Origin of the sequence: Pseudoduganella sp. SL102, assembly GCF_027856995.1 — a bacterium.
GTDB lineage: Bacteria > Pseudomonadota > Gammaproteobacteria > Burkholderiales > Burkholderiaceae_D > Rugamonas > Rugamonas albidiflava.
This window is the reverse complement of sequence record NZ_CP115554.1, coordinates 1,225,001-1,249,567: the sequence shown is the minus strand read 5'-3', so window position 1 is coordinate 1,249,567 and position 24,567 is coordinate 1,225,001. Positions and strand designations below refer to the sequence as shown.

At 66.3% G+C, this 24,567-nt stretch carries 18 protein-coding genes and 1 pseudogene; 8 read left to right on the top strand and 11 right to left on the bottom strand.

Annotated features, from left to right (window positions below):
- Positions 1-30 precede the first annotated feature (30 nt).
- Together OU994_RS05245 and OU994_RS05240 are read right to left on the bottom strand one after the other, a co-directional pair.
- Positions 31-1,401: an MFS transporter gene (locus OU994_RS05245; RefSeq protein ID WP_281609911.1), complete on the bottom strand. Its 1,371-nt coding sequence runs from the start codon at positions 1,399-1,401 to the stop codon at positions 31-33.
- 87 nt (positions 1,402-1,488) lie between these two features.
- Positions 1,489-2,022, bottom strand: a complete 534-nt coding sequence (locus tag OU994_RS05240) for a 2,4'-dihydroxyacetophenone dioxygenase family protein (protein WP_281609910.1) — start codon at positions 2,020-2,022, stop codon at positions 1,489-1,491.
- A gap of 137 nt (positions 2,023-2,159) precedes the next feature.
- Between OU994_RS05240 and OU994_RS05235 the strand changes: the two genes are divergently transcribed.
- Positions 2,160-3,107, top strand: coding sequence for a LysR family transcriptional regulator (locus tag OU994_RS05235; protein ID WP_281609909.1), 948 nt, complete (start codon positions 2,160-2,162; stop codon positions 3,105-3,107).
- Between the two features lie 18 nt (positions 3,108-3,125).
- On the opposite strand, the gene OU994_RS05230 is transcribed toward OU994_RS05235, so the two are convergent.
- The gene (locus tag OU994_RS05230) at positions 3,126-3,560 is read right to left on the bottom strand and encodes a hypothetical protein (protein ID WP_281609908.1); all 435 of its coding nucleotides are present in this window, start codon (positions 3,558-3,560) and stop codon (positions 3,126-3,128) included.
- Between the two features lie 297 nt (positions 3,561-3,857).
- Here OU994_RS05230 and OU994_RS05225 point away from each other — a divergent pair, with 297 nt between their 5' ends.
- Together OU994_RS05225 and modA are read left to right on the top strand one after the other, a co-directional pair.
- Complete coding sequence (locus tag OU994_RS05225) at positions 3,858-4,367, top strand: host attachment protein (protein ID WP_131147837.1); 510 nt, start codon at positions 3,858-3,860, stop codon at positions 4,365-4,367.
- A 279-nt stretch (positions 4,368-4,646) separates the two neighbouring features.
- A complete protein-coding gene (gene modA, locus OU994_RS05220; RefSeq protein WP_281609907.1) occupies positions 4,647-5,381 on the top strand; it encodes a molybdate ABC transporter substrate-binding protein in 735 nt (244 codons plus the stop codon).
- A gap of 7 nt (positions 5,382-5,388) precedes the next feature.
- On the opposite strand, the gene OU994_RS05215 is transcribed toward modA, so the two are convergent.
- On the bottom strand, positions 5,389-7,383 hold the full coding sequence (locus tag OU994_RS05215) for an LTA synthase family protein (RefSeq protein ID WP_281609906.1): 1,995 nt from the start codon (positions 7,381-7,383) through the stop codon (positions 5,389-5,391).
- 204 nt (positions 7,384-7,587) lie between these two features.
- On the opposite strand from OU994_RS05215, the gene OU994_RS05210 reads away from it, so the two are divergent.
- Entirely contained in the window at positions 7,588-11,028 is a 3,441-nt protein-coding gene (locus tag OU994_RS05210) for an ATP-binding protein (protein ID WP_281609905.1), read from the top strand.
- Positions 11,009-11,932 carry a response regulator transcription factor gene (locus OU994_RS05205; protein WP_281609904.1) on the top strand — a complete coding sequence of 308 codons (924 nt, stop codon included), beginning with the start codon at positions 11,009-11,011 and terminating at the stop codon, positions 11,930-11,932. The genes OU994_RS05210 and OU994_RS05205 overlap by 20 nt, the downstream gene beginning before the upstream one ends.
- Positions 11,933-12,077: 145 nt before the next feature.
- On the opposite strand, the gene urtE is transcribed toward OU994_RS05205, so the two are convergent.
- From urtE to OU994_RS05170, 7 genes and pseudogenes are all read right to left on the bottom strand, one after another.
- Positions 12,078-12,776 (bottom strand): urea ABC transporter ATP-binding subunit UrtE, encoded by a 699-nt coding sequence (gene urtE / locus OU994_RS05200; RefSeq protein WP_131147841.1) that lies wholly within the window; start codon positions 12,774-12,776, stop codon positions 12,078-12,080.
- 19 nt (positions 12,777-12,795) lie between these two features.
- Entirely contained in the window at positions 12,796-13,587 is a 792-nt protein-coding gene (urtD, locus tag OU994_RS05195; RefSeq protein WP_281609903.1) for an urea ABC transporter ATP-binding protein UrtD, read from the bottom strand.
- Positions 13,584-14,729, bottom strand: a complete 1,146-nt coding sequence (gene urtC, locus OU994_RS05190) for an urea ABC transporter permease subunit UrtC (RefSeq protein ID WP_281609902.1) — start codon at positions 14,727-14,729, stop codon at positions 13,584-13,586. The genes urtD and urtC overlap by 4 nt, the downstream gene beginning before the upstream one ends.
- Positions 14,726-16,337: pseudogene (gene urtB, locus OU994_RS05185) on the bottom strand (urea ABC transporter permease subunit UrtB). Before urtB ends, urtC begins: the two are co-directional and overlap by 4 nt.
- 208 nt (positions 16,338-16,545) lie before the next feature.
- Positions 16,546-17,793 (bottom strand): urea ABC transporter substrate-binding protein, encoded by a 1,248-nt coding sequence (gene urtA / locus OU994_RS05180; protein WP_281609901.1) that lies wholly within the window; start codon positions 17,791-17,793, stop codon positions 16,546-16,548.
- Positions 17,794-17,822: 29 nt separating this feature from the next.
- A complete protein-coding gene (locus tag OU994_RS05175) occupies positions 17,823-18,947 on the bottom strand; it encodes a porin (RefSeq protein ID WP_281609900.1) in 1,125 nt (374 codons plus the stop codon).
- Between the two features lie 164 nt (positions 18,948-19,111).
- Positions 19,112-20,062: a MerR family transcriptional regulator gene (locus OU994_RS05170; RefSeq protein ID WP_281609899.1), complete on the bottom strand. Its 951-nt coding sequence runs from the start codon at positions 20,060-20,062 to the stop codon at positions 19,112-19,114.
- Between the two features lie 139 nt (positions 20,063-20,201).
- Between OU994_RS05170 and OU994_RS05165 the strand changes: the two genes are divergently transcribed.
- From OU994_RS05165 to OU994_RS05155, 3 genes are all read left to right on the top strand, one after another.
- Positions 20,202-20,657: a fasciclin domain-containing protein gene (locus tag OU994_RS05165; RefSeq protein WP_281609898.1), complete on the top strand. Its 456-nt coding sequence runs from the start codon at positions 20,202-20,204 to the stop codon at positions 20,655-20,657.
- A gap of 199 nt (positions 20,658-20,856) precedes the next feature.
- Positions 20,857-23,364, top strand: coding sequence for a TonB-dependent receptor (locus tag OU994_RS05160; RefSeq protein WP_281609897.1), 2,508 nt, complete (start codon positions 20,857-20,859; stop codon positions 23,362-23,364).
- A 19-nt stretch (positions 23,365-23,383) separates the two neighbouring features.
- On the top strand, positions 23,384-24,538 hold the full coding sequence (locus OU994_RS05155; RefSeq protein ID WP_281609896.1) for a YdcF family protein: 1,155 nt from the start codon (positions 23,384-23,386) through the stop codon (positions 24,536-24,538).
- Positions 24,539-24,567 lie beyond the last annotated feature (29 nt).

The window sequence follows — 24,567 nt, the reverse complement described above, 5'->3', positions numbered from 1 at the left end:
CACTTCCGGGTGGCGTTTTTGTTTATCCGTTCAGCTTCCGCGCCGTTCGCGCAGCGACTTTGCCGGCATGCCGACCAGCAGGACGAGTGCGCCCAGCACCATCATTGCTGCCACGAAGTACAAGCCGCCATCCACACTGCCCGTTTCGGTCTTGAACCAGCCGATCACGAACGGGCTGACGAAGCCGCCGACGAGGCCAAGCGAATTGATCAGTGCAATCCCGCCCGCCGCAGCCGGTCCGGACAGATAGGCCGCGGGCATTGCCCAGAACAGAGGCATCGTCGCCAGGATGCCGATCGCCGCGAACGACAAGGCGACCAGCGCCAGCGTCAGGTTCCCGGGCAGCAGCGTGGATACGACCAGCCCCGCGCCACCGAGTAAGGCGGCGCCCGCGGCATGCCAGCGCCGCTCACGGGTGCGGTCCGAGTTTTTGCCCAGCAAGACCATGCCGATGGCGCCGATGATGTACGGGATCGCCGTCAGCAGGCCGATGCGCAGTGGATCGCTGACGCCGAAGCTCTTCACGATGGCAGGCAGCCAGAACGTGATCACATAGGTGCCGGCGATGAAGGTGAAGTATGCGAACGCCAGGATGTAGATCTTGGGATCGCGCATGGCGTCGCGCAGCGATCCGTGGTGCGCGGGACCCAGTGCCTGCCGGTCTTGCTGGAGCGTATTGTCGATCACCTCCTTGTCGCGTGCCGACAGCCAGCGGGCGTCATGCGGACGGTCCTGCAGTACGAACCAGGCCAGTACGCCGAGCAACACAGCCGGCAACCCTTCGAGCAGGAACATCCACTGCCAGCCGGCCCAGCCGTTGACGCCGGCCATGTCATTCATGATCCACCCCGACAGCGGCCCGCCGATGATACCGGCTACCGCCATGCCGGACATGAACAGGGCAATGATCCTGGCGCGCATGCCGGATGGGTACCAGTACGTGAAGTACAGGATGATGCCGGGGAAGAATCCCGCTTCAAACAGGCCGAGCAGGAAACGCGCGATGTACAGCTGGGTCGGCGTGGTGATGAACATCATCCCGGCCGAGGTAAGGCCCCACAGCACCATGATGCGCAACAGCGTCTTGCGCGCGCCGATCTTTTCAAGGAGCAGGTTGCTGGGCACTTCGAACAGCGCATAGCCAAAAAAGAAGATGCCCGCGCCCAGGCCGTACACGGCGTCGCTGAAACCCAGGTCCGCCTTCATCTGCAGTTGCGCGAAGCCGATGTTGATGCGGTCGAGGTAAGCCGCCACGTAGCAAATGAAGAGGAAGGGGATCAGGCGCAGGTTGACCTTCCGGTAAACGGTGGCCTGTTCGCGGGCCTGTTGACGGGATATTTCATCGGGCTGTGCCGTGCTGCCCGCGAAGGGAACGGCGATGCCGCCGGTATCGGTACTCATGTTGCTGCTCCTTTGATTGTTGTCGGGCCCGCCGGGCGGCGGGTGTCTCCTGTGTCGGGCAAGCGCAGTTGGAACCGGATCGCGCCGCTACCGGATGAAGCGCCGAACGTAATCGGTACCGAGGCCGACCGCCTCGTAGTGCTTCACCGCCGCTTCGAGCTTGGTAAACACGTCTTCATAGCCGACCGGCTTGCCTTCCTCGTCGAGGTAGGTGTATGCCCCGGTCACATGGAACAGCGTCATCATTTCGCTCACGTCGTCCGGCACGTACAGCGTGTGGATTTCGCCGGGAATCTCGTGGGCATACGAGCCCTCTGTCGCGGTCCAGTCATGCTCGAGGTAATACCAGCGGCCTTTCAATACGTGGGCGTGCACCGGGCCGTCATGCCGGTGGCGCGACAGCACGCCGCTCTTGCGCACGCGCAGCACGTTCACGAAATAGCCCTGCGTCACGTTCAGGATCAGTGGGCGAAACCACACATCCGGGGCCTGCGGCACCCATTCGCGTTCGTCCTCCGGCACGGCATCCGGCACGACAAGGTCGTCGATGGCGAAACGGGGCAGCGGCTGGGGGAAGCCGACAAGGCTTTTCGGGTGGGTACGTTCGGTGGACTTGGACACGCTGGATCTCCTGGTTTGGCGCTGGGAAGGTGTGCGTCGGGCGCACGGTGTGTCCTATCTTGCGGCGCGCGGGGGCACGCCCGCAATGCGATAATCGTCAATGGGTTATGACGAAAATTCACAGCAGCGGAGAGCCGGTGACGATCCAGTTGAGCGAGTTGGAAGTGTTCCTGGCGGCGGTCGAGACAGGCAGCTTTTCAGCGGCAGGGCGCCGCCTTGATCTGTCGCCATCGGCGGTGAGCAAGCTGGTCTCGCGGCTGGAGGACCGGCTCGCCGTGCGGCTGTTCCATCGCACGCCGCGCATGCTGACGCCGACCGATGCGGGCCGGGTGCTGTATGACGAAGGCCAGGATATCTTCGCGGCGCTGAGCAGCGCCGAAAACGCCGTGCTGTCCTGCTCGGGCACGATCAGCGGCACGCTGCGGGTGCATTCGATGGTCAGCTTCGCCAAGCACCAGCTGGTGCCGGTGATCGGTGAATTCCTGGCGCGGTACCCGAAGCTGCGGGTGGAGTTTCACCTGACGAACGAGCCGGTCGATTTCGTCGAGCAGCGTATCGACGTGTCGATCCAGGGCGGCCCGCTGCCCGATTCCTCGCTGGTGGCCCGGCGCCTGCTCGACAGTCCGTGGATCATCTGCGCCGCGCCTTCCTACCTGGCGCGCCATGGCACGCCACAAACGCCGGATGACCTGGCGCACCACAACTGCATCAACTTCAGCCACCGCGCCGACTGGAACCTGTGGCCGGTGATGCAGGACGGCGCGCCGCGAACGGTCGCGGCCAGAGGCAACCTCGGCGCAAACCAGGGCGACATGCTGCTCGCATTGGCGCGCCACGGGCTCGGGCTGGTCCGCCTGGCCCGCTTCCATGTCGACGACGACCTGGCCGCGGGCCTGCTGGTACCAGTGCTGGCGGCATTCCAGCCTGCGGGACAGGAACCGCTGTACCTGGCCTGGCAAAGTCGCAAGCACCTGAGCCCGCGCGTGCGGGCTTTCCTGGACTACATGCAGGAAAAGTTCACGGCGGCGGCCCGGCCGGAGACACGGCACGCCGACCACCGGCCCGCCGTTCGGCCGGCCGGCTGAGCCGCCGCGCGCGCGACCTCAAGGCTGCCGCCCATCCCCGCCCGCCAGCGACGTGCCATGGCCGGACGGCGTGCCGGTGCCAGTCCGCGTATCGCCGGCACTGGCGGCCTCGCCAAGCCCTGTACCGCCGGCTACCGCCGAGTCGGTGGCCGGGCGCATCCGGTCCGTGGACACCGTGCCGCCCGGCGTTCCGGGCATGCCGGTCGTATCGGCGCCATCATCGCGCAAGCCCTTGCCGCCGGGGCCGGAATTCCCGGACTGTTTTGCCGCTGCGGAAGCATCGGTGCCGCCGGCGGCGCCCACCACTTCCGCGCCCGGCGCCGCCGGTGCGGGATGCGCCGGCACTGGCCGGGCGCCCTGCTCGGCCAGCGTATCCTGGTTGGTGGCGCGCTGTGCATTGCCGGCACCCTGGCCGCCCTGGTTCTGCAAGTCTTTCTGTTCGTTTGCCATCATGCCCTCCTGTGGTCTGGAATCGGCACATTGTGCGCAAGTCGCGCGCCGGCGCGCGCACGGCAGGCTGGCGTGCCGCCAGCCCGGCTGTTTCTCAGCGGATTTGCGCCCCGCCGCGTTGGTGCGCCGGGGTTCCGGCGCCGGGGCTATACTGGGCTCGCCATGACCGGCATGCGGATGGCAGCCGGCGTTCCTGGCCCGCGCGGCGGGCATGCGGACTTCATGGCACTGCGCTTGTTTCCGGCGGTGCCTCATCGCCGAAACATACTATTCACGATCACATACCGAGACAGGAATAGCATGAAACCAACCTGGATTATCACGGCCAATGCGGGCCGGGCAAGGATCTTCGAGGAGTCCGCGCTGACCGAACCTCTGCAGGAAATCGAGGACATGGTCAGTCCCGGCGCAAAGCAGAGCATCTCCGATGTCGTCACCGACCAGGCCGGCCCAACGGCCGCCGCGAAGAGCAGCCACAACATCGGCAGCGGCAACCAGGCGCCCGGCATCGCGCACAATGCCAATTCCGGCGCGCCGAACAAGCAGTACCAGCCAGCCGTCACCCCCAACGAGGCCGAGGCGGTCAGGTTCGCCAAGGATATTTCCTCCTACCTGAGCAAGGCACACCAGGAAGGCCGGTTCGCCCACCTGGTCATTTCCGCCTCGCCACAGTTCCTGGGCACGCTGCGCACCGTCATCGATCCTCAGTTGAAAGACCTGATCAAGACCGAGTTCAACAAGGACTACACGCACTTCAACGGCCCGCAACTGCGCGAGCAGCTGCAGGCGCTGAAGGACAAGCAGGAATAACACAGGCGTTGTTCCCTGCGCACCGGGCGCCATCCGATCCGGGTGCCACGGTGCGCTCGCGCATCTGGCCCGGCCGTGCCGAACCGCCAGGCGCCGCGGTGGCCGCCGCCGTTCCGGCAGCAAAGCTGCCCACCAGCCCCGCCACTGCACGCTACCCAACCGCTCCTCCCGCATTGCCCGGCCATGTCATCCGGCTATCGAAAGTCATGACAAAGAGTAGCTGGCGGCAGCGCTATATACTCATGTATATTGCGCTTTGCACATACCCCTGGAGCGGCGATGCCAAACAAATTCCTTGCCGCCGTGCTGGTGGCGGCGATCCCGATGGTAGCCGGTGCCGCCGACGTCACCGTGTCCGCGGCGGCCAGCCTGACCAACGCGTTCAAGGCGCTGGCGCAGTCGTTCGAGGCGGCGCACCCGGGCAACCGGGTGCTGCTGAACTTCGCCGCTTCCGACCCGCTCGTGCAGCAGATCGCCAAGGGTGCCCCGGTGGACGTGTTCGCCTCCGCCGACCAGGAAGCGATGGACAAGGCTGAAAACCAGAAGCTGCTGGCATCCGGCACGCGACGCGATTTCGCCAGCAACACGGTGGTGCTGGTCGTGCCGCTGAACAGCCGGATCGCGTCACTGGCCGACCTGGCCGGTGCGCGGCGCCTGACCACCGGCAATCCGGCCAGCGTGCCGATCGGCCGCTATACGAAGGAAGCGCTGACCAAAGCGAACCTGTGGCAAGGGCTGGAAGCGAAATTCGTCTTTGCCACCTCGGTTCGCCAGAGCCTCGACTACGTGGCGCGCGGCGAAGTCGATGCGGGCTTCGTCTACGCCACCGACGTGCTGGCGCAGAAGGACAAGGTCAAAGCCGTCGCCACGATTCCGACCGCCACGCCGGTACGCTATCCGATCGCCGTCGTCGCCAATGCGCCGCAGCCGGCACTGGCGCGCCAGTTCGCCGGCTACGTTGCCTCCGGAACGGGCCAGGCGATCCTGGCGAAGCACGGCTTCGGCAAGCCGTGACGCCCGGCTATTTCCCTTGCGGCAGCCGGTACGATCCTTCCCGGTACATCAGCGACGGCAGCATCACGTGGGCCATCGCGCGCCGCACCTGGGCCGCCGTGGGCGTGCCGGCCGCATCGTTGTCGAACGTCCCGGTCGCGGTATCGTAGCGCCCCAGCAGCGGGCTGCCGGACGGCCGCAGGATCGTGGCGGTACTGTCTTCCAGGTAGGCGAAGTAATTATCGAACTGCAGCAGTGCGCGGCCCGGCGACGTGCTGTCGCGCACCAGGTCGCGGCCGATCATCGGGTGCTCGCTGGCCACGCCCATCAGCGACAGCAGCGTCGGCGCCGGGTCGATCTGGCTGGCCATCGTGGCGATGCGCTTCGGCCCGATATCCGCACCGAGGATCAGGCCGGGGATGTGGAATTTCTTCACCGGCACCAGGGCGTTGCCGTACACGCGGTTGTCGTGGTCGGCCACGATCAGGAACACCGTGTCCTTCCAGTAGTCTTCCCGTTTCGCCGCCGCGATGAATTTGCCGAGTGCGAAGTCGGCGTACTTGACGGCGTTGTTCACCGTCTGCCTGTCCGGGTCATGCAGCGCGATTTTCCCGTCCGGGAATTCGAACGGTTCATGGTTGGACGACGTGAAGATCAGGCTGAAGAACGGCTTGCCTTCCCGGTGCAGCGCCTGCAGCCGCTCCAGCGACTTGTCGAACAGGTCTTCGTCCGAGGCCCCCCAGCTGCCGGTGAACGCCGGCTTCATCTGCTTGCGGTCGACGATCTTCTGGAAGCCGTTGCCGGTGAAGAAGCTGCGCATATTGTCGAAGTGGGCCTCGCCGCCATACACGAATTCCGTGTGGTAGCCCTGCTGCCCCAGCCCGGCCGCCAGCGTATAGAAATTGGTCTGCGACAGCGACAGCTTGACCACGCTGCGCGCCGGCGTGGGCGCATAGCCCGCCACCACCGCCTCGATGCCGCGTACCGACCGGGTACCGGTCGCATACAGCTGCTCGAACCACCAGCCCTCGTGCTTCAGTTTTTCCAGTTCCGGCGTCAGCGGCAAACCGCCCAGCGATTGCACGAACGTCGCGCCCAGGCTTTCCTCCAGCACGATCACCAGGTTGAGCGGCCGCTCGCGCCGGATCGCCGGTTCCTGCACATGCAGCGTGGGCATCGCCGGATCCGTGAAACGGAGATCGCGCAGCCACGGCGCCGCCTTCACCTCGGCGACCACGCGCGCCCGGTCCATCTCGCCATAGATCGCCGACGAGGTCTTTTCTTCCAGCATCGAGGCCACGCCTTCCAGCATCGACCAGGGTGAATTGATGATCAGCGAATTGACCATGGCATCGCTGGTCAGCGCGAACAGGGCCGCATTGGCGGGGCGGTGGGCAGTTGTCGAGCGGATCTGCATGACGACCGCCAGGCAGATCAGCGGCCAGGTGAGCAGCAGTTTCCGCGCCGGCCACATCGTCACGCGAGTCGCTCCCGCGCGCAGCAGGCGGTGGATGGCCACGCCCAGCAGCACCGTGCCGGCCAGCCCGAGCAGCACGGCGGCACGAAAGCCGTGCCACAGCGTGGCGCACACTTCGACCGGGTCCGACAGGTACTCGACGAACAGGCGGTTCGGTCGCACGTCGTACTGCATCACGAACTGCGGCGTGGACAACTCCATGAACACGACGAACACCAGCGCGGCCGTGGCCCACGCCAGCGTGAATCCACGCCACAGCGTGGCCAGCCGGCGATAGGCCAGCAATGGTGCCAGAAGCAGCGGCACGGCCAGCAGGTAGCCGAGCAGGATCAGGTCGGCGCGCACGCCCTGCACCAGCATCTGCACCGGAATGCCTTCGGCCGCCACGCGCTGCCACTGCCACGCTATCAGTCCCATGCGCGACAGCGACAGCACGGCCAGGCCGATCAGCAGCATGCGCAGCAGGATGGCATAGGGGCCGGCCCAGGACACACGCTCCAGCGGCCGGGTGGCCAGCTCATGCAGGATTGGATTCTTTCTAAACATCGTTTTTTCCTGCAAGAATTTTTGGCGGCGATCGGCCATTCTACGCTCATGGCTGAGCTCCTTTCAATCGAAAAGTTACTCCATTTTCATAATGGCTGAGCGGGCAAAGTTCTTGCATATCAGATAGTTATGAGTACCGCCCCGCGCGCCATCCCGGCGCGCAGCCCTTCTGTTGCCCCAAGTTGGGGCGTCGAAGCCGCAACGATGACAACCGCCGCACCAAAACAAAGCATTCCCGCCGACGGCGAGCCGCCCCAGCGCATCATCAAGATCCGCCGCGACTACAACACGTGGGTCGCCAACGAAACGATCGAGGATTACGCGCTGCGCTACACGCCCCGCTCGTTCCGCAAATGGTCGGTATTCCGCGTGTCGAACACCGCCTTCGGCGCCATCTCGTTCCTCGTGCTGGAAGCGATCGGCGGCACCATCGCCGTCAACTACGGCTTCGTCAACGCGTTCTGGGCGATCCTCACGGTCGGCCTGATCATCTTCCTGACCGGCTTGCCGATCAGTTACTACGCAGCGCGCCATGGCGTGGACATGGACCTGCTGACGCGCGGCGCCGGCTTCGGCTACATCGGCTCGACCATCTCGTCGTTCGTGTACGCATCGTTCACGTTCATCCTGTTCGCACTGGAAGCGGCGATCATGGCGTATGCGCTGGAGCTGTATTTCCACTTGCCGCTCTATCTCGGCTACCTGGTCAGCGCGCTGGCGGTGATCCCGCTGGTCACGCACGGCGTCACGCTGATCAGCCGCATCCAGATGATCAGCCAGCCCGTGTGGCTGGTCTTGCTGGCGCTGCCGTTCATCGCGATCCTGTACAAGCAGCCGGAACTCGTCGGCGAACTGGCGCATTTCACGGGCCAGTCGCCGGCCAACGGCGGCTTCAACATGCTGCTGTTCGGCGCCGCCACCGCGGTGGGCGTGGCGCTAATCACGCAGATCGGCGAGCAGGTGGACTTCCTGCGCTTCATGCCGGAGCAAACGAAGGAGAACCGCCTCCGCTGGCACCTGGGCGTGCTGGTCGCGGGGCCGGGCTGGATCGTTCTCGGCATGCTCAAGATGCTGGGTGGCGCGCTGCTCGCGCTGCTGGCGATCAAGGGCGGCGCGTCGCTGGCCGAGGCGGTGAACCCGAACCAGATGTACCTCGCCGGCTTTTCCCAGGTGTTCGCCAATCCCACCCTGGCGGTACTGGCGACCGCGCTGTTCGTCGTCATCTCGCAAGTGAAGATCAACATGACCAACGCCTACGCCGGCTCGCTGGCCTGGTCGAATTTCTTCGCGCGCCTGACGCACAGCCACCCGGGCCGCGTGGTGTGGGCCGTGTTCAACGCGCTGATCGCCGTGCTGCTGATGGAGCTGGACGTGTTCCAGGCGCTGGACCAGGTGCTGGGCCTGTACTCGAACATCGCCATCGCGTGGATCACGGCGGTCGTGGCCGATCTCGTCATCAACAAGCCGCTGGGCCTCAGCCCGCCCGGCATCGAATTCCGCCGCGCCTACCTGTTCGACATCAATCCGGTCGGCGTGGGCGCGATGCTGCTGGCTTCCGCGCTGTCCATCGCGGCGTTCACCGGCCTGTTCGGCGCCCAGCTGCAAGCCTTTTCAGCCTTCATCGCGCTGGGCACCGCGCTGGCCGCGTCCCCGCTGATCGCCTGGGCCACGGCCGGCCGCTACTACCTTTCGCGGCCCGCCCACGACTGGCATCACGACAAGCACGGCGCGGCGCACACCAAAGTCTGCTGCATCTGCGAGAAGGAATACGAAACCGAGGACATGGCCCATTGCCCCGCCTACCAGGGGCCGATCTGCTCGCTGTGCTGCTGCCTGGATGCCCGCTGCGACGATGCCTGCAAGCCGCACGCGCGCTTCTCGCACCAGTGGGAAGGGGCGATGAAGAAACTGCTGCCGGCATCGATGTGGCCGTACATGACGAGCGGGCTCGGTCACTACCTGGTGCTGATGATGGCGACCGTGCTGTTCACCGGCACCCTGCTCGGCCTGTTGTACGTGCACGAGCAGAAGGCACTGGGCGAGGCGGCCGCCGCGCTGCTGCCGGCGCTGCGGCTGGCCTACCTGAAGATCTTCGCGGCCCTGCTGCTGGCCAGCGGCATCGTGGCATGGTGGCTGGTGCTCACGAGTGCCAGCCGGCGCGTGGCGCAGGAGGAATCGAATCGCCAGACCAGCCTGCTGCAGCGCGAGATCGAACTGCACGGCCGCACCGACGCCGCCCTGCAGCTGGCGAAAAAGCAGGCCGACGCGGCCAACCAGGCCAAGAGCCGCTACATCGCCGGCATCAGCCACGAGATCCGCACGCCGCTGAACAGCATCCTCGGCTACGCGCAACTGCTGGACAACGATCCGGCGATTCCCGCCCACCGGCAGGGGGCGATCCGCGTGATCCGCGGCAGCGGCGAACACCTGCTGTCGCTGATCGAAGGCACGCTGGATATCGCCCGCATCGAAGGAGGCAAGTTCAGCTTCGACATCCGCGAGGTCGATTTCCACGACTTCATCGGCCAGCTGGTGCGCATGTTCGAGCAGCAGGCCGCCGCGCGGGGGTTGGCCTTCCGCTACGAGCCGGCGGGCGAATTGCCGCAGGTTGTGCGGGCGGACCGCAAGCGGCTGGGCCAGATCCTCATGAACATCCTCGGCAACGCCGTCAAGTTCACGCAGCATGGGAGCGTCACCTTCCGCGTGCGCCATGCGCGCGACCTCGTCACGTTCGACATCGAGGACACGGGCGCGGGCATCCTGCCGGACGAAGCGGAGCGCATCTTCGAGCCATTCTCGCGCGGCAGTGCCGCCAACGGCCCCGGCGCCGCGCCCGGCACGGGCCTGGGCCTGCCGATCAGCAAGATGCTGACGCAGATGATGGGCGGCGAGCTGACGCTCGACAGCACGCCCGGCATCGGCAGCACGTTCCGCATCCTGCTGCGCCTGCCCCGCGTGCATGGCGCCACGCCGGCCGCCGTGCGCGGCCCGGTGCGCACAGGCTATGCCGGCCCGCGCCGGAAAATCCTCGTCGTCGACAACGAGCAGGTCGACCGCGAACTGCTGGTCAACATCCTCACGCCGCTCGGTTTCGACACGGCGCAGGCGCAGTCCGGCCAGGAATGCCTGGCCCTGTATCCGCACTGCCGGCCGGACCTGATCCTGATGGACCTGGCAATGCCGGGCATCGACGGCTGGGAAGCCAGCCGCATCATCCGCCACGAACACGGTTCGCCGGTGCCGATCCTGATCGTGTCCGCCAACGCCTACGACAAGGCGCTGGACAACCCGGCCGGCATCCCCGCCGAGGACTTCATCGTCAAGCCGGTCAACGTGGCCGAACTGCTGGAACGCATCGGCCGGCGGCTGGATCTCGAATGGCTGGCGCAGCCGCCGGCGCCGGCACCCGCCGCCACGCCGGGGCCGATGCGCTTCCCGCCCGCGGCGCAACTCGATGCGCTGCGCGCGCAGGTCGCCGCCGGCTATGTGCGCGGCATCCGCGCGCAGCTCGACGCGATCGCCGCGCACGGCCCCGATCACGATGCCTTCGTCGCGGCGATGCGCGGCCATGCCGCCCGCTTCGACCTGGAGGCGATGTCACGATTCCTGGAACAGGGAGAACACCATGTCAAGCAAACCACCTGACCGCCACGCCAGCCACGTTGTCCTGATCGTCGACGACGTGCCGGAAAACCTGGCCGTGCTGCACGATGCGCTGGACGAAGCCGGCTTCACGGTCCTCGTCGCCAACAACGGGCCGGCCGCGCTGGAGCGTGCCCGCCAACTGGTGCCGGACATCATCCTGCTCGATGCGATGATGCCCGGCATGGACGGCTTCGAAGTGTGCCGCCACCTGCGCGCCAGCATGGTCACGCGGGCCATCCCGATCGTGTTCATGACAGGGCTCACGGAGCCGGAACACGTGGTGGCCGCCTTCGACGCCGGCGGCACCGATTACGTGACGAAGCCGGTGCGCCAAAGCGAAGTGCTGGCGCGCATCGGCGCCCACCTGCAGACGGCGCGCCTGATGAACCAGGCGCGCAGCGCGCTCGACGCGTTCGGCAACGCGATGCTGGCGGTCACGCCGCACAACGGCCGCATCGTCTGGCAAACGCCGCTGGCGCGGCAGTGGATGGGCCAGTATTTCGAACCGGCGGATGCCACGCCGCCGGCGCTGGCCGCCTGGCTGGCCGGTGACAGGAGCGCGCCGCTAACGGTCATCCGCGGCGCCAGCCGGCTCGTGTTCACGGTGGCGGACCAGGGCAGCGAACAGTGGATGATCGTGCTGCGCGAGGAATCCGATACCGCGCGGGTGCAAGCCCTGATGGCGCTGCTGAAGCTCACCCAGCGCGAATCCGAAGTGCTGCATTGGGTGATGATGGGCAAGACCAACAAGGATATCGGCGACATCCTCGGCACCAGCCCGCGCACCGTCAACAAGCACCTGGAGCACGTGTTCCACAAGCTGGGCGTGGAAACGCGCACCGCCGCCGCCGCGCTCGCGCTGAACCGGATGCGGGCCGGTGCGCCAGCGGTCGAGACGGTTTGACATTCGCCGTGCGTGCGGGTCTTCGCTGGCGGTCCGTCGGCACGTGCACCAACCCCAAGTGCAACCCCTGGGGTCAGACCCGGCGGGTCTGACCCCCGCTGTTGCCGCAGGGTTCAACGCATGCGCGGCCGATTCGGCAGGGAATCTACACCGCCAGATGCCGCCGCACATGCTCCTCGCCCATCTCCGCCGCATCCCCGCTGGCCACTACCTCCCCGCGCGACATCACCACGAACTTGTCCGCGAGCTCGTGCGCGAAATCGAAATACTGCTCGCACAGCAGGATGCCCATGTCGCCCCGCTCGCGCAACAACCGGATCACCCGCCCGATATCCTTGATGATCGACGGCTGGATACCCTCGGTCGGTTCGTCGAGGATGATCAGCCCCGGCTTTTGCAGCATGGCGCGGGCGATCGCCAGCTGCTGCTGCTGCCCGCCCGACAGGTCGCCGCCGCGCCGGTGCTTCATTTCCTTCAGCACCGGGAACAGCTCGTATACCTCGCCGCTGATCGTGGCCGCCTCGCGGGACGACAGCGTGGCCATCCCCATCACCAGGTTTTCCTCCACGGTGAGCCGGGCGAAGATCTCGCGGCCCTGCGGCACGTAGGCGATGCCGGCCCTGGCGCGCTGGTGGGGTTTCAGCTTCGTGATGTCGCGGCCGTTCCAGCTCACCTTGCCGCGCGCCACCGGCAGCACGCCCATCAGGCATTTCAGCAGCGTGGTCTTGCCCACGCCGTTGCGGCCCAGCAGCGCCATGCACTGGCCCTTCTCCACCGTCAGCGACACCCCGCGCAGCGTGTGCGACGAGCCGTAGTACTGGTTGACATGTTCGACTTGCAGCATATGCGTTCCCGCCTTTCCTTTACCGTCCCAGATACACGTCGATCACCCGTTCGTCCGCCTGCACCTGGTCCATGCGGCCCTCGGCCAGCACCGAACCCTCATGCAGCACCGTCACCTTGCCCTGCTGGGCGATCTCGGTCACGAAACCCATGTCGTGTTCGACCACCATGATCGAATGCTTGCCGCGCAATTCGTTCAGCAGTTCGGCGGTGCGCGCCGTTTCGGCATCGCTCATGCCGGCCACCGGTTCGTCGAGCAGGATCAGCTGCGGTTCCTGCATCAGCAGCATGCCGATCTCCAGCCACTGCTTCTGGCCATGCGACAGCAGCCCGGCCAGCCGGTCTTCCTGGCCGTTCAGCCGGATCAGCCGCAGGATCGACGCGCTCTTGTCCTCCTGCTCGGAAGTCAGGCGCGCGAACAGCGTGGGGCGCACGCGCTTGTCCATCTTCATCGCCAGCTCCAGGTTCTCGAACACCGTGTGCTGCTCGAACACCGTGGGGCGCTGGAACTTGCGGCCGATGCCGGCGTGGGCGATCTCGTATTCCGTCATCGTGGCCAGGTCGTAGGTCTGGCCGAAGAAGGCGGTGCCGGACGTCGGCCGCGTCTTGCCGGTAATGACGTCCATCATCGTCGTCTTGCCGGCGCCGTTCGGGCCGATGATGCAGCGCAGCTCGCCCACCGAGATATCGAGATTGAGCTTGTTGATGGCGCGGAAGCCGTCGAACGACACGGTGATGTCGCTCAGGTAAAGGATCGCGCCGTGCGTGGTGTCGAGCCCATCGCGTTTCAGCGCACTGATTTCCAATGTCATGCCGCCTCCCTGGATTTTTCTTCCACCGGCGTGTCGGCCGGGGTCTTGCGCCGCAGCGACTTCACATCCTCGAACAGGCCCAGGATCCCCTTGCGCATGAACAGCGTGACGAGGATGAACAGCAGGCCCAGTGCGAACAGCCACAGGTCGGGGAATGTCGCGGTAAACCAGCTCTTCAGGCCATTGACGGTGAAGGCGCCGATGATCGGGCCGACCAGCGTGCCGCGCCCGCCGATCGCCACCCACACCACCATCTCGATCGAGTTCGCGGCCGACATCTCGGAAGGGTTGATGATGCCCACCTGCGGCACGTACAGCGCGCCGGCGATCCCGCACAGCACCGCGGACAAGGTCCACACGAACAGCTTGAACCACAGCGGGTCGTAGCCGATGAACATCAGCCGCGATTCCGAATCGCGCACGCCCTGCAGCACGCGGCCGAGGCGCGACGTGACGATCCAGCGGCACAGCAGCAGCGCGCCCACCAGGAAGGCCAGCGTGACGATGTACAGCACGGCACGGGTGCCCGGCGCCGTGATGTCGAAGCCGAGGATGCGCTTGAAGTCGGTGAAGCCGTTGTTGCCGCCGAAGCCGGTATCGTTGCGGAAGAACAGCAGCATCGCCGCATACGTCAGGGCCTGCGTGATGATGGAGAAATACACGCCCTTGATCCGCGAGCGGAACGCGAAGTAGCCGAACACGAAGGCCAGCACGCCCGGCACCAGCACCACCAGCAGCATGCAGTACCAGAAGTTGTCCGTCATTGCCCAGTACCACGGGTATTCCTTCCAGTCGAGGAAGACCATGAAGTCCGGCAGGTGGCTCTGGTAGACGCCGTCGCGGCCGATGGCGCGCATCAGGTACATGCCGTGCGCATAGCCGCCCAGCGCGAAGAACAGGCCGTGGCCCAGCGACAGGATGCCGGTGTAGCCCCACACCAGGTCCAGCGCCAGCGCGGCCAGCGCGAAGCACATGAACTTGGCCACCAGGCCCATCACGTAGCTGGAGACATGCAGCGCGTGGCCGGCCGGGAACACGAGGTTCAGCAGCGGCAGCGCGGCGGCCACCACGGTGACCACGGCCAGCACGGTCCAGGCCCGTTTCGAAAAAAGCGATTTTCGCGAAGTGATGCGGGCGTTCATTCGACGCTCCTTCCCTTCAGCGCGAACATGCCTTGCGGCCGGCGCTGGATGAAGATGATGATGAAGACGAGGATCGCGATCTTGCCCAGCACGGCACCGGCCACGGGTTCCAGGAACTTGTTGACTTCGCCCAGGCCAAGCGCGCCGATCACGGTGCCGGCCAGCTGGCCGACCCCGCCCACCACCACCACCATGAACGAGTCGACGATATAGGCCTGGCCCAGGTCCGGCCCCACATTGCCGATCTGGGACAGCGCCACGCCGCCCAGGCCGGCGATGCCGGAGCCGAGGCCGAAGGTCATCATGGTCGATGCGGCTGGTGGGCACCCCCACGCAGTCGGCCATCCGGCGGTTCTGCATCACGGCGCGCACGAACAGGCCGAGGCGGGTCTTGTTTAGGATCAGCCAGACGGCAGCCACCACCAGGGCGGCGAAGATGATGATCGCGATGCGGCTGTACGGCAGCACCAGCGAACCCATGACCGTCACGCCGCCCGCCATCCACGAAGGATTGGCCACTTCGACGTTCTGCGCGCCGAACACGGTGCGGACCGCCTGCATCAGGATCAGGCTGATGCCCCAGGTGGCCAGCAGCGTTTCCAGCGGGCGGCCGTACAGCCAGCGGATCACCGTGCGCTCGAGCAGCACGCCGACCGCGAAGGCAACGAAGAAGGCGCACGGCAGCGCGGCGACCAGGTACCAGTCGAGCGCACCGGGGAAGTACTGGCGGAACAGCGCCTGCACCAGGTACGTGGTGTAGGCGCCGATCATCAGCAGCTCGCCGTGGGCCATGTTGATGATGCCCATCAGGCCGAACGTGATCGCCAGGCCCAGCGCCGCCAGCAGCAGCACGCTGCCCAGCGACAGGCCGTAGAACAGGTTGCCCACGAATTCGGCGCGCGACTCGCGGCTGTCGATGGCGTTGAGGGTGTTGGCGGCGGCCAGGCGCAGGTCGCCGTCCGGCTCCGCATGGCTGCCGTCGGCGTTCTTGTCCAGCATGGCCTGTAACTGCGGGCGCAGCGAGGCGGTGCCGGCATCGGCCAGGGCGATCACCGCGGCCTTGCGCACGGCCACGTCGGGCGATTGCAGGTCGGCCACCGCCATGGCCGTGCGCAGCGTGGCCTTGATGCCGGCATCGGTTTCGGCAGCCAGCGCCTTGGCCACCAGCGGCAACTGTTCCGGCGTGACGCCGCGCGCCAGCAGCGCCTGCGCGGCGGTGCGGCGCTGGCCGGCATCCGGCGACAGCAGCGCCATGCCGGACAGCGCGCCATCCACCGCGCCGAGCAGGGGGTTGTTGACGACCACGCCATCGACACCGTCCGGCAGCGGGCCCGTGGCGCCGGTGGCCGGGTTCCAGCCGCTGTCGTCCGTCACCACCAGCACGCCGCCATCGGGCGTGGTGTACAGGGTGTCGTCCTTCAGCGCCTGCAGCACCTTGCGGGCATCGTCATTGGCCAGCGCGGCGATGCGGGCAACGGCTTCGATGCGGGCATCGGGGTCGTCGCCCGCCAGGGGTTTGAGGAGGTTGGGGTCGATGGCTGCCTGGGCGGAGAGGCTTGCAAGGGCCAGCACCGTCAGCGCAGCGAGGGTCTTGAGAAGGTTTGCCATGTCGGAGTCTCGGTAGTCGCGGGCAGTACTGACAAACAGTACCCCCACTGCAAAACCTGGGGTCAGACCCGGCGGGGCTTTGCCGGTGTTTCAAGGAGCACTGCTCCTTGCCGGCAAAGCGGTGATGGCTTGCAAGCCATCACTCCCTCTGTCTGACCCCTGCTTCTGCCGTGGGGTTGGTCAGGAGCCACCACGGCACTGCCTTTTCTTACAACTTCTGCTTGCCCTCATTCCCCTGGATGAACGGGCTCCACGGCTGCGCCCGCACCGGTTCCTTGGTCTTCCACACCACCGAGAATTGCCCGTCGCTCTTGATCTCGCCGATCATCACCGGCTTGTGCAGGTGGTGGTTGGTCATGTCCATCGTCAGCGTGTAGCCGGAAGGCGCCTTGAAGGTCTGGCCGGCCATCGCCGCGATCACCTTGTCGGTGTCGGTGGACTTGGCCTTTTCCACCGCCTGGGCCCACATGTGGATGCCCACGTAGGTCGCTTCCATCGGGTCGTTCGTCACCGCGGTGCCGGCATTCGGCAGCTTCTTCGCCGCGGCATAGGCTTTCCACTTCTTCACGAAGGCGGCGTTGGTCGGGTTCTTCACCGATTCGAAGTAGTTCCAGGCCGCCAGGTGGCCCAGCAGCGGCTTGGTGTCCACGCCGCGCAGCTCTTCCTCGCCGACCGAGAACGCCACCACCGGCACGTCGGTCGCCTTCAGGCCGGCGTTGCCCAGTTCCTTGTAGAACGGCACGTTGGAATCGCCGTTGATGGTGGAAATCACGGCCGTCTTGCCGCCGGCGGAGAACTTCTTGATGTTGGCGACGATGGTCTGGTAGTCGGCGTGGCCGAACGGCGTATAGACTTCCTGGATCTCGCTATCCTTCACGCCCTTCGATTTCAGGAACGCGCGCAGGATCTTGTTGGTGGTGCGCGGGTACACGTAGTCCGTGCCCAGCAGCACGAAGCGCTTGGCGCCGCCGCCATCCTTGCTCATCAGGTACTCGACGGCGGGAATCGCCTGCTGGTTGGGCGCCGCGCCCGTGTAGAACACGTTCTTCTCCAGCTCCTCGCCTTCGTACTGCACCGGGTAGAACAGCAGGCTGTTGGTTTCCTTGAATACCGGCAGCACGGACTTGCGCGAGACCGACGTCCAGCAGCCGAACACCGCGGCCACCTTGTCCTTGGACACCAGCTGGCGCGCCTTCTCGGCGAACAGCGGCCAGTTCGACGCCGGGTCGACAACGACGGCTTCGAGCTTCTTGCCCATCACGCCGCCCCTGGCATTGATCTCTTCGATGGTCATCAGTGCCACGTCCTTCAGCGACGTTTCCGAGATCGCCATCGTGCCGGACAGCGAGTGCAGGATGCCGACCTTGATGGTATCGGCGGCGTAGGCAGGCAGGCCGGCGGCGCACAGGGCGGCGGCAGCGGCGATGGAAGTGACGAAATGGCGGCGGGTTTGCATGGTGGTCCTCATGTCGGTGATGGTGTTGATCAGTACTGCAGCTGGAGGGCGACGACGAAGCGGGACTGGTCGGAGGCACGGGTCATCCTGGTGCGCGAATACACGGCGCCCAGCTGGGCGTTGTAGCCGTCGATGATCCAGTTCACGCCCACGTCTTCCTGGCGCGTGTCGATGCCCGTGTCGGCTTCGAACTTCTGGTAGCGCAGGTAGGGTTGCAGGCTGCCGAGGGCGATCGGGAAGATGTAGCCGCCGCCTGCCGACCAGGCCTTGCCCTGCTCGGCAAGGACGGCGTTGCCGGTGTCGTAGTCGTAGTAGGCCGCTTCGATGGAAACGGCGCCGGCGGTGCCGAGGCGCTTCTCCATCAGGAAGTCGACGTTCCAGGATTCGTAGTCGCCGATGCCGCCCGTGGTCAGCACGCCATCCTTCTGCTGGCGGCCGGCCATGCCGATGGCCAGGATGTCCTTGCTGCCCAGGTAGCTGCCGGTGCCGTAGTAGCCCGGTTCGGCGTCCCAGAAATCGTATTGCAGGCGGCCCGCGAACATCGGCTTGTCGGAGGCGCTGATGCCGGCGGCTTTCGCCTGGTCATCGGTCAGCGAACCGATGCCGAAGGTATGTCCTTCGAAGGCGCCGAACGAGTAGCCCAGCTTGCCGCCAGCCAGGTTGCCCCAGACGACGACGCCGTCGTCCCGGCCCCGGAAGATGCCGCCGTTGTAGCCGTAGCGCGATGCCACGCCGGCCCAGTAGCCGCCGCCCAGCGAGTAGTACGGCCCCGCCATGTTGGCGCGGTCGCTCGGCGACAGCAGCCGGCCGGCCCACACGTTCAGTTCCGGCGAGATCGCGAACTGCGCGGCCGCGTCGAGCACGCGGATGCGGTCGCCGTCCCACTCGGTGTTGAACATGCCCTTGATGTTCTTGTTCAGCGAGCCGCCGAGGAAAATGCGCGCGCTGTCCAGGTTGAAGTCGTTGCTGTGCGAACCGTCCGGTGCGCCATTCTCGATGCTGGAATAGCTGCCGCGCATGCCGAAGCCCACGCTGACGGACTTGTCCTCGCCGAACGGGATCGTGGCCCCCGCCAGGGCACTGGATGGCGCCAGTGTGGCCAGCGACGCCGTGGCCAGCAGCACTCCCGTGCAGATCGCGCGGTTCCCTCTCATTGGCATCCCTTTCGTTGTGTGATGTTGTAGGCACATCATCACCAACCGGGACACGGAAGGACATACGTAAGGTGACGTAGTGGCGCGCAGCCGACACGCGCCGGGGGATCAGGAGCGGAGAATCAGGACCCGAGGATCAGGCCCCAAGGATGAGGACCAGCCAATCAGGAACGGGGCGGCATGACCGGCAGCGGCAGGCCTTCGGCCACCACCAGGCGCTCCATCGCCGTCTCGAGCACGCTGCGCGCGAGGGCGGCGGCGTGGCCCAGTTCCCGGTGCAGTTGCGCATCGGCCGCGTTGCGCGAAGCGCATTGCGCGCTGTAGCGTTCGAAGCTGCCCACCATCAGCAGCAGGTCCGACAGGTGGCGCGGGCATTCGCACGCGACGCGGTTGCCCGCCGCGGTGATCATGGCCAGCGCGGCTTCGTCGAAGCGGATCGCCGGGGTCGCGTCCGCTACGCTGTCCGCCGGCAGCAGTTGCCGCCCCGCCAGCGCCGCGCGGCACAGCTGCGCCAGCTCGCCCATCTCGGAGGGCATCCGCACCACCATGCAATCCTGCGCGCGCAGTGCCCGGATCGTGGCGCTGGCGCAGAAGCGGTACAGTACCACCGCTGTCGCGGCACCGGCCGCCTCGCGTGCCGCCGCAACCAGCGGCACCATCGTTTCGTCAGGCTCCGGCAACTCCACCAGCAGCACATCCACCGACGCGCCCCGCAGCGCGGCCAGGTCGCCATCCAGCCGCGCGATCACGCGCTGCACTTCCAGGCCATTGCCGGTGACGGCCACGCGCCGCGCCAGCGTTTCGCCCACCAGCGCCACGCGCACCAGAGCCAGTTGTGCCGCCGGTGCGTTGCCGCGCACGCCCGCCAGTTCCTCGAGCCGCTCCAGGGGCAACGCCGCCAGCGTGCCGATCGGCTGGCCATTGTCCACCAGTTGCTTGAGCAGGCTGAGCCGGCGCACCTGTGCGGCCGTGTACAGCCGCTGGCCCCGCTCGGAACGCAGCGTGTCCGACACGCCGTAGCGCCGTTCCCAGACGCGCAGGGTTTCCACGCTCAAGCCCGCGAGCCGGGCGGCCACGCCGCTGCGGTAGACCGGTTGCTGAGATGTATTTTCCATAACTGACCCGAAGTTGAACCATTAATGTACCCATGATACCGCGACAAGCCCTGTACATTCAACCGTGTGACCCGTAAATTACCGCCATGAGCTGCCACAAAACGGTTCAACCATTGTTCAATTTGATGAGGAGAATGAAATGAAGAAATTCCTGTTCGCGGCAGCATTCGGCATGGCCTTCAGTGCGGCGCAAGCGGCCGACATCGTCGATACCGCCAAATCGGCCGGCACCTTCAACACGCTGGTGACGGCGGTCCAGGCCGCCGGCCTGGTCGATACGCTGAAGGGCCCGGGGCCGTTTACCGTCTTCGCGCCGACCGACGAAGCCTTCGCCAAGATCCCGAAAGCCAAGCTCGATGCACTGCTGAAGGACAAGGCTGCACTGGCCAAGGTCCTGACCTACCACGTGGTGCCGGGCAAGGTGATGGCCGCCGACGTGAAGCCGGGCGCCGTGAAGACGGTCGAGGGCGCGAACCTGACCGTGACGGCCAAGGGTGGCAAGGTCATGGTCGACAAGGCCAATGTCGTGAAGACCGATATCGCGGCCGATAACGGCGTGATCCACGTGATCGACACGGTGGTGATGCCGAAGTAAGACCGGAGCAGGCGCCGGCCTGTCCGGCGATCGATCCCCCCGGCGGCATGCGCCCATGGCGTGCCGCTGGCTTGTGCCCGCCGAGCGCGGGCGTTTTTTCGCGCGCCGGCTTGCTTCGTACAAGTCATACATATTGCGGTCACAATTAGTTTCTATGCTCACGGGTTGATGTTTTTTCAATATCCACCCGGAGTGAAACTTGATCAAGAAAATAATCCCACTGGCGGTCGGCTGCGCACTCGGCGCGCTCGGCGTGCTGTCTGCGCTGGCCGCGCCGGCCTTTGCCCAGGTCTCGAATGAGGAAGCCGGGCAGGCGAACCAGCCTGCCGAAGCCACCGATTCCCAGGTGGTGGTGGTCACCGGTTCGGCCCGCCCGCAGCGCCGTTTCGACGTGTCCTACGCGGTGAACGCGCTGTCGCAAAGCGAGGTGCAGAAGCTGGCGCCCCTGAACATGGCGGACCTGCTGGGCAAGCTGCCGGGCATCCAGGTGGAAGCCACCGGCGGCGAGGTGCAGAACGTGACGCGCGTACGCGGCATCCCGACCGACGACGGCTATGCGCTGTTCCAGCAGGATGGCCTGCCGCTGATGACGGAGATTAACGGCTTCTTCTTCCGTGGCGACAGCATGAACCGCTACGACCTGATGACGAAGACCATCGAAGTGGTGCGTGGCGGCCCGGCGCCGATCTACGCCAGCCAGGCCGCCGCCATCGTCAACAGCACCACGGTCACGGGCACGGAAACCACCCGGGGCAAGGCCCAGGTCACGGTGGGCACCACGGGCCTGAAGCGCCTCGACGCCTACCAGGCCGGCAAGATCGACGACCGCACCTTCTATGCGATCGGCGGCTTCCTCCGCGAGGACGACGGCCACCGCGACAACGGCTTCCCGAACGACCGGGGCGGGCAGCTGCGCGCCAACATCAAGCGGGTGACGGACACGGGAACGTGGAAGCTGAGCGCCAACTTCCTGAACGACCATAACGTGTTCTACCTGCCGATCCCGGTGGCCGATCCGCGCAATCCCGGCGTGTCCCTCGATCCCTACATCGACTATTTCGAGGGCACGATGAATTCGCCATCGCTGCGCAGCGTGCGCCAGCAATACCTCGATGGCACGGGTGCGCTGCAAACCAGCCAGCGCGACCTGGCCAATGGCCGCCATCTCCGCTTCGGCAACATCGGCCTGCAATATGACGGCGAACTGGGTCCGTGGCAGGTCGCCGCCAAGGCCGGCTTCACGAAGGGCAAGCTCGATTTCGACGCGTTCTACTCGACCTCGAGTCCGGCCGACGCGGGCACCTTCGCCAGCGGCTTCCTGGCCGCCGCCAGGACCGCGTTCGGCGCGGTCGATCGCCTGGGCTACGCGTTCACGGGCACCGGCCAGGCCTACGATCCGGCCTCCGCGTCCGGTCTCGTCATGCAGGGACAGTACCGCGCGCTGACGTCGGATTTCCATTCGAACCAGGTCGACCTGAATTTCACGCGCACCTTCCAAACCGGGTTGGGCAACCACGACCTGAAGGTGGGCTTCTACGGCAGCACCTACGGCGCCACCAGCCAGTCGGTCTACAACGACATGCTGATCGAGGTGCGGGGCCAGCCGCGCACCCTCGACCTGGTGGCCTACTCGGCCTCCGGCGCCAAGCTGGGTTCCGTCACGGACAACGGCGTGCTGCGCTACACGACCACGCTGAACGGCGGCGAGGTCGATGCCAGGATGGCGGCGCTGTACCTGAACGACACCTGGGAACTCTCCGACCGGCTGCGCCTCGACGCGGGCGTCCGCACGGAACGCTACAAGTACGACGGCTACGCCCTGCTGAGCAAGGCGGTCGACCTGGGCGACGCGGCCACGCTGGCCGACAATGCCACGCGCGCCTTCACGGGCGAGCGCCAGGCACACATCTACAAGCCGCACACCACCAACTGGACAGTGGGCGCGAACTACGATTTTTCCACCCGCTTCGGCGGCTACCTGCGCGCGTCCCACCTCGAAGTACCGCCGACGATGCAGGTGGCGGCATCGGTCGATCCGCTGGTGCTCACGACCAAGGCCAACCAGTACGAAGCCGGCTTCAAGACCACCTTCGGCCGTTCCTACCTGTACATCACGGGTTTCTACACGCAGTTCGACCCGCTGAACGCGTCGTTCGTCGCCTTCAACCCGGTCACCGGGCGCAACGACCAGACCGTGCCGTTCTTCGGCAAGGCCGTCATCCGCGGCGCCGAAGCCGATGGCGCCTGGTACGTGACGGAGCGCTTCGTCGTCAACGCATCGCTCACCATCCAGGAACCGGAGTACCGCGACTTCGTGAGCGCCACGGGCGCCGATCCGTCGCGGGTGGTCGGCAACCGGATCGTTCGCGAACCGAAGGTGTTCGGCAACGTGCGCCCGGCCTACAGCTTCCGGGTAGGCGACAGCGCGGTCGACGTGAACGGCAGCTATGCCTACACGGGCAAGCGCTATGTCGACCTGTTCAACGCCACCGCGCTGCCGTCGTACCACTCGGTCGGCGCCGGCATCACGGTCACGCGCGGCGACTGGCAATTCCAGCTCACCGGCGACAACCTCACGAACGAGAAAGGTCTCACCGAAGGAAATCCGCGGACCGACACCCTGGCTGGCCAGGGCAGCAACGTGGCGATCTATGGCCGCCCGGTATTCGGGCGCAGTGCGCGATTCATGGTGAGCAAAACATGGTGAGCAAAACATGGTAAAGAACATGAAGAACCTGAAGCATTTCATCCTCGCGGCGGCGCTGGCCGCCACCCTCCCCCTCCACGCCGCCCCGGTCAAGGACCAGTACTGGGCGCTGATGGCCCGCCAGCTGTTCCCGGCCGTGGCCAGCATCCAGGCCGGGCCGCCAGCCGCGCTGGCCCCGGTGCTGGACACCCGCAAGAAACGCATCGACGCATGCCAGGGCGCTTCGAAGTGCCTGTTCCTGGCATCCACCTGGACCGACGAGGAAATGGATGCGGTGGCGCGCGCCGTGCCGTCGCTGCCGAAGACAGCGCCGGACGGACCTCCCATCGCCGACGACGGCGTCAAGGCGCAGGTGGTGCGCGAGCTGCGCGGCCTGAACGCGATCCTGCAGATCTATGGCTTCGGTACCGAGTCGCGTTACCCGAAGATCGACGGATCGGTGGAAAAGACGGGCAGCGACGAGTTCAAGGCGCTGGTGGCGGACGCCATCTGGCTGGCCACCGCCGGCAAGGACGATCCGGCACTGGGCCTCGATTCCAGTATCGCGCTGGCGGTCGCCCTCATCGACGTCAACGAGCGGCGCGACGCCGTGGCCTGGGAGCCGCTCGACAAGGCGCACAACGCGGCGGCGTTCGCGCGGGCGCGCGGCCTGGACTGGAAGCGCTATCGCTACACGGCGATCATCATCCCCGGCGTGGGGCCGGAAAATCCGGCGATTTCTCTGAGCGCGCGCGGCAAGCTGCACCTGCGGCTGGCCGCCAGCCGGTTCGCCGAGGGCGAAGCGGCGTTCATCATCACCAGCGGCGCGGCCGTGCATCCGAAGGACTCGCGCTTCAACGAGGCGGTCGAGATGCGCAAGGTGCTGGTCGAGCGCTATGGCATCCCGGCGGACCGCATCATCATCGAGCCGTACGCCCGCCACACCACCACCAACCTGCGCAACGCCACGCGGCGCCTGGTGGCCATGGGCGCGCCGCTCGACCGGCCAACGCTGATCGTCGCCAACGCCAGCCAGAGCGCCTACATCGAAAGCCCCGAGTTCGCGGCGCGCAATCCGGCGGAGCTGGGCTACCAGCCAGGCACCGTGGGGCGACGGCTGTCACCGTACGAGCTGGAATTCGTGCCTTCCCTGCGCTCGCTGCGGGTCGATCCCTGGGATCCGCTCGACCCTTGAGGTTTGATCGCCGAGGCTCGATCCCGGGC

Excerpts from the sequence above, each read along its gene's own strand:
- OU994_RS05170 (WP_281609899.1), bottom strand. The coding sequence starts at position 20,062 with ATGGAAAATACATCTCAGCAACCGGTCTACCGCAGCGGCGTGGCCGCC.
- OU994_RS05215 (WP_281609906.1), bottom strand. The coding sequence starts at position 7,383 with ATGTTTAGAAAGAATCCAATCCTGCATGAGCTGGCCACCCGGCCGCTG.
- OU994_RS05155 (WP_281609896.1), top strand. The coding sequence starts at position 23,384 with ATGAAGAACCTGAAGCATTTCATCCTCGCGGCGGCGCTGGCCGCCACC.
- modA (WP_281609907.1), top strand. The coding sequence starts at position 4,647 with ATGCCAAACAAATTCCTTGCCGCCGTGCTGGTGGCGGCGATCCCGATG.
- urtE (WP_131147841.1), bottom strand. The coding sequence starts at position 12,776 with ATGCTGCAAGTCGAACATGTCAACCAGTACTACGGCTCGTCGCACACG.
- OU994_RS05225 (WP_131147837.1), top strand. The coding sequence starts at position 3,858 with ATGAAACCAACCTGGATTATCACGGCCAATGCGGGCCGGGCAAGGATC.
- OU994_RS05210 (WP_281609905.1), top strand. The coding sequence starts at position 7,588 with ATGACAACCGCCGCACCAAAACAAAGCATTCCCGCCGACGGCGAGCCG.
- urtD (WP_281609903.1), bottom strand. The coding sequence starts at position 13,587 with ATGACATTGGAAATCAGTGCGCTGAAACGCGATGGGCTCGACACCACG.
- urtA (WP_281609901.1), bottom strand. The coding sequence starts at position 17,793 with ATGCAAACCCGCCGCCATTTCGTCACTTCCATCGCCGCTGCCGCCGCC.
- OU994_RS05205 (WP_281609904.1), top strand. The coding sequence starts at position 11,009 with ATGTCAAGCAAACCACCTGACCGCCACGCCAGCCACGTTGTCCTGATC.
- OU994_RS05245 (WP_281609911.1), bottom strand. The coding sequence starts at position 1,401 with ATGAGTACCGATACCGGCGGCATCGCCGTTCCCTTCGCGGGCAGCACG.
- OU994_RS05230 (WP_281609908.1), bottom strand. The coding sequence starts at position 3,560 with ATGATGGCAAACGAACAGAAAGACTTGCAGAACCAGGGCGGCCAGGGT.
- OU994_RS05175 (WP_281609900.1), bottom strand. The coding sequence starts at position 18,947 with ATGAGAGGGAACCGCGCGATCTGCACGGGAGTGCTGCTGGCCACGGCG.
- OU994_RS05165 (WP_281609898.1), top strand. The coding sequence starts at position 20,202 with ATGAAGAAATTCCTGTTCGCGGCAGCATTCGGCATGGCCTTCAGTGCG.
- urtC (WP_281609902.1), bottom strand. The coding sequence starts at position 14,729 with ATGAACGCCCGCATCACTTCGCGAAAATCGCTTTTTTCGAAACGGGCC.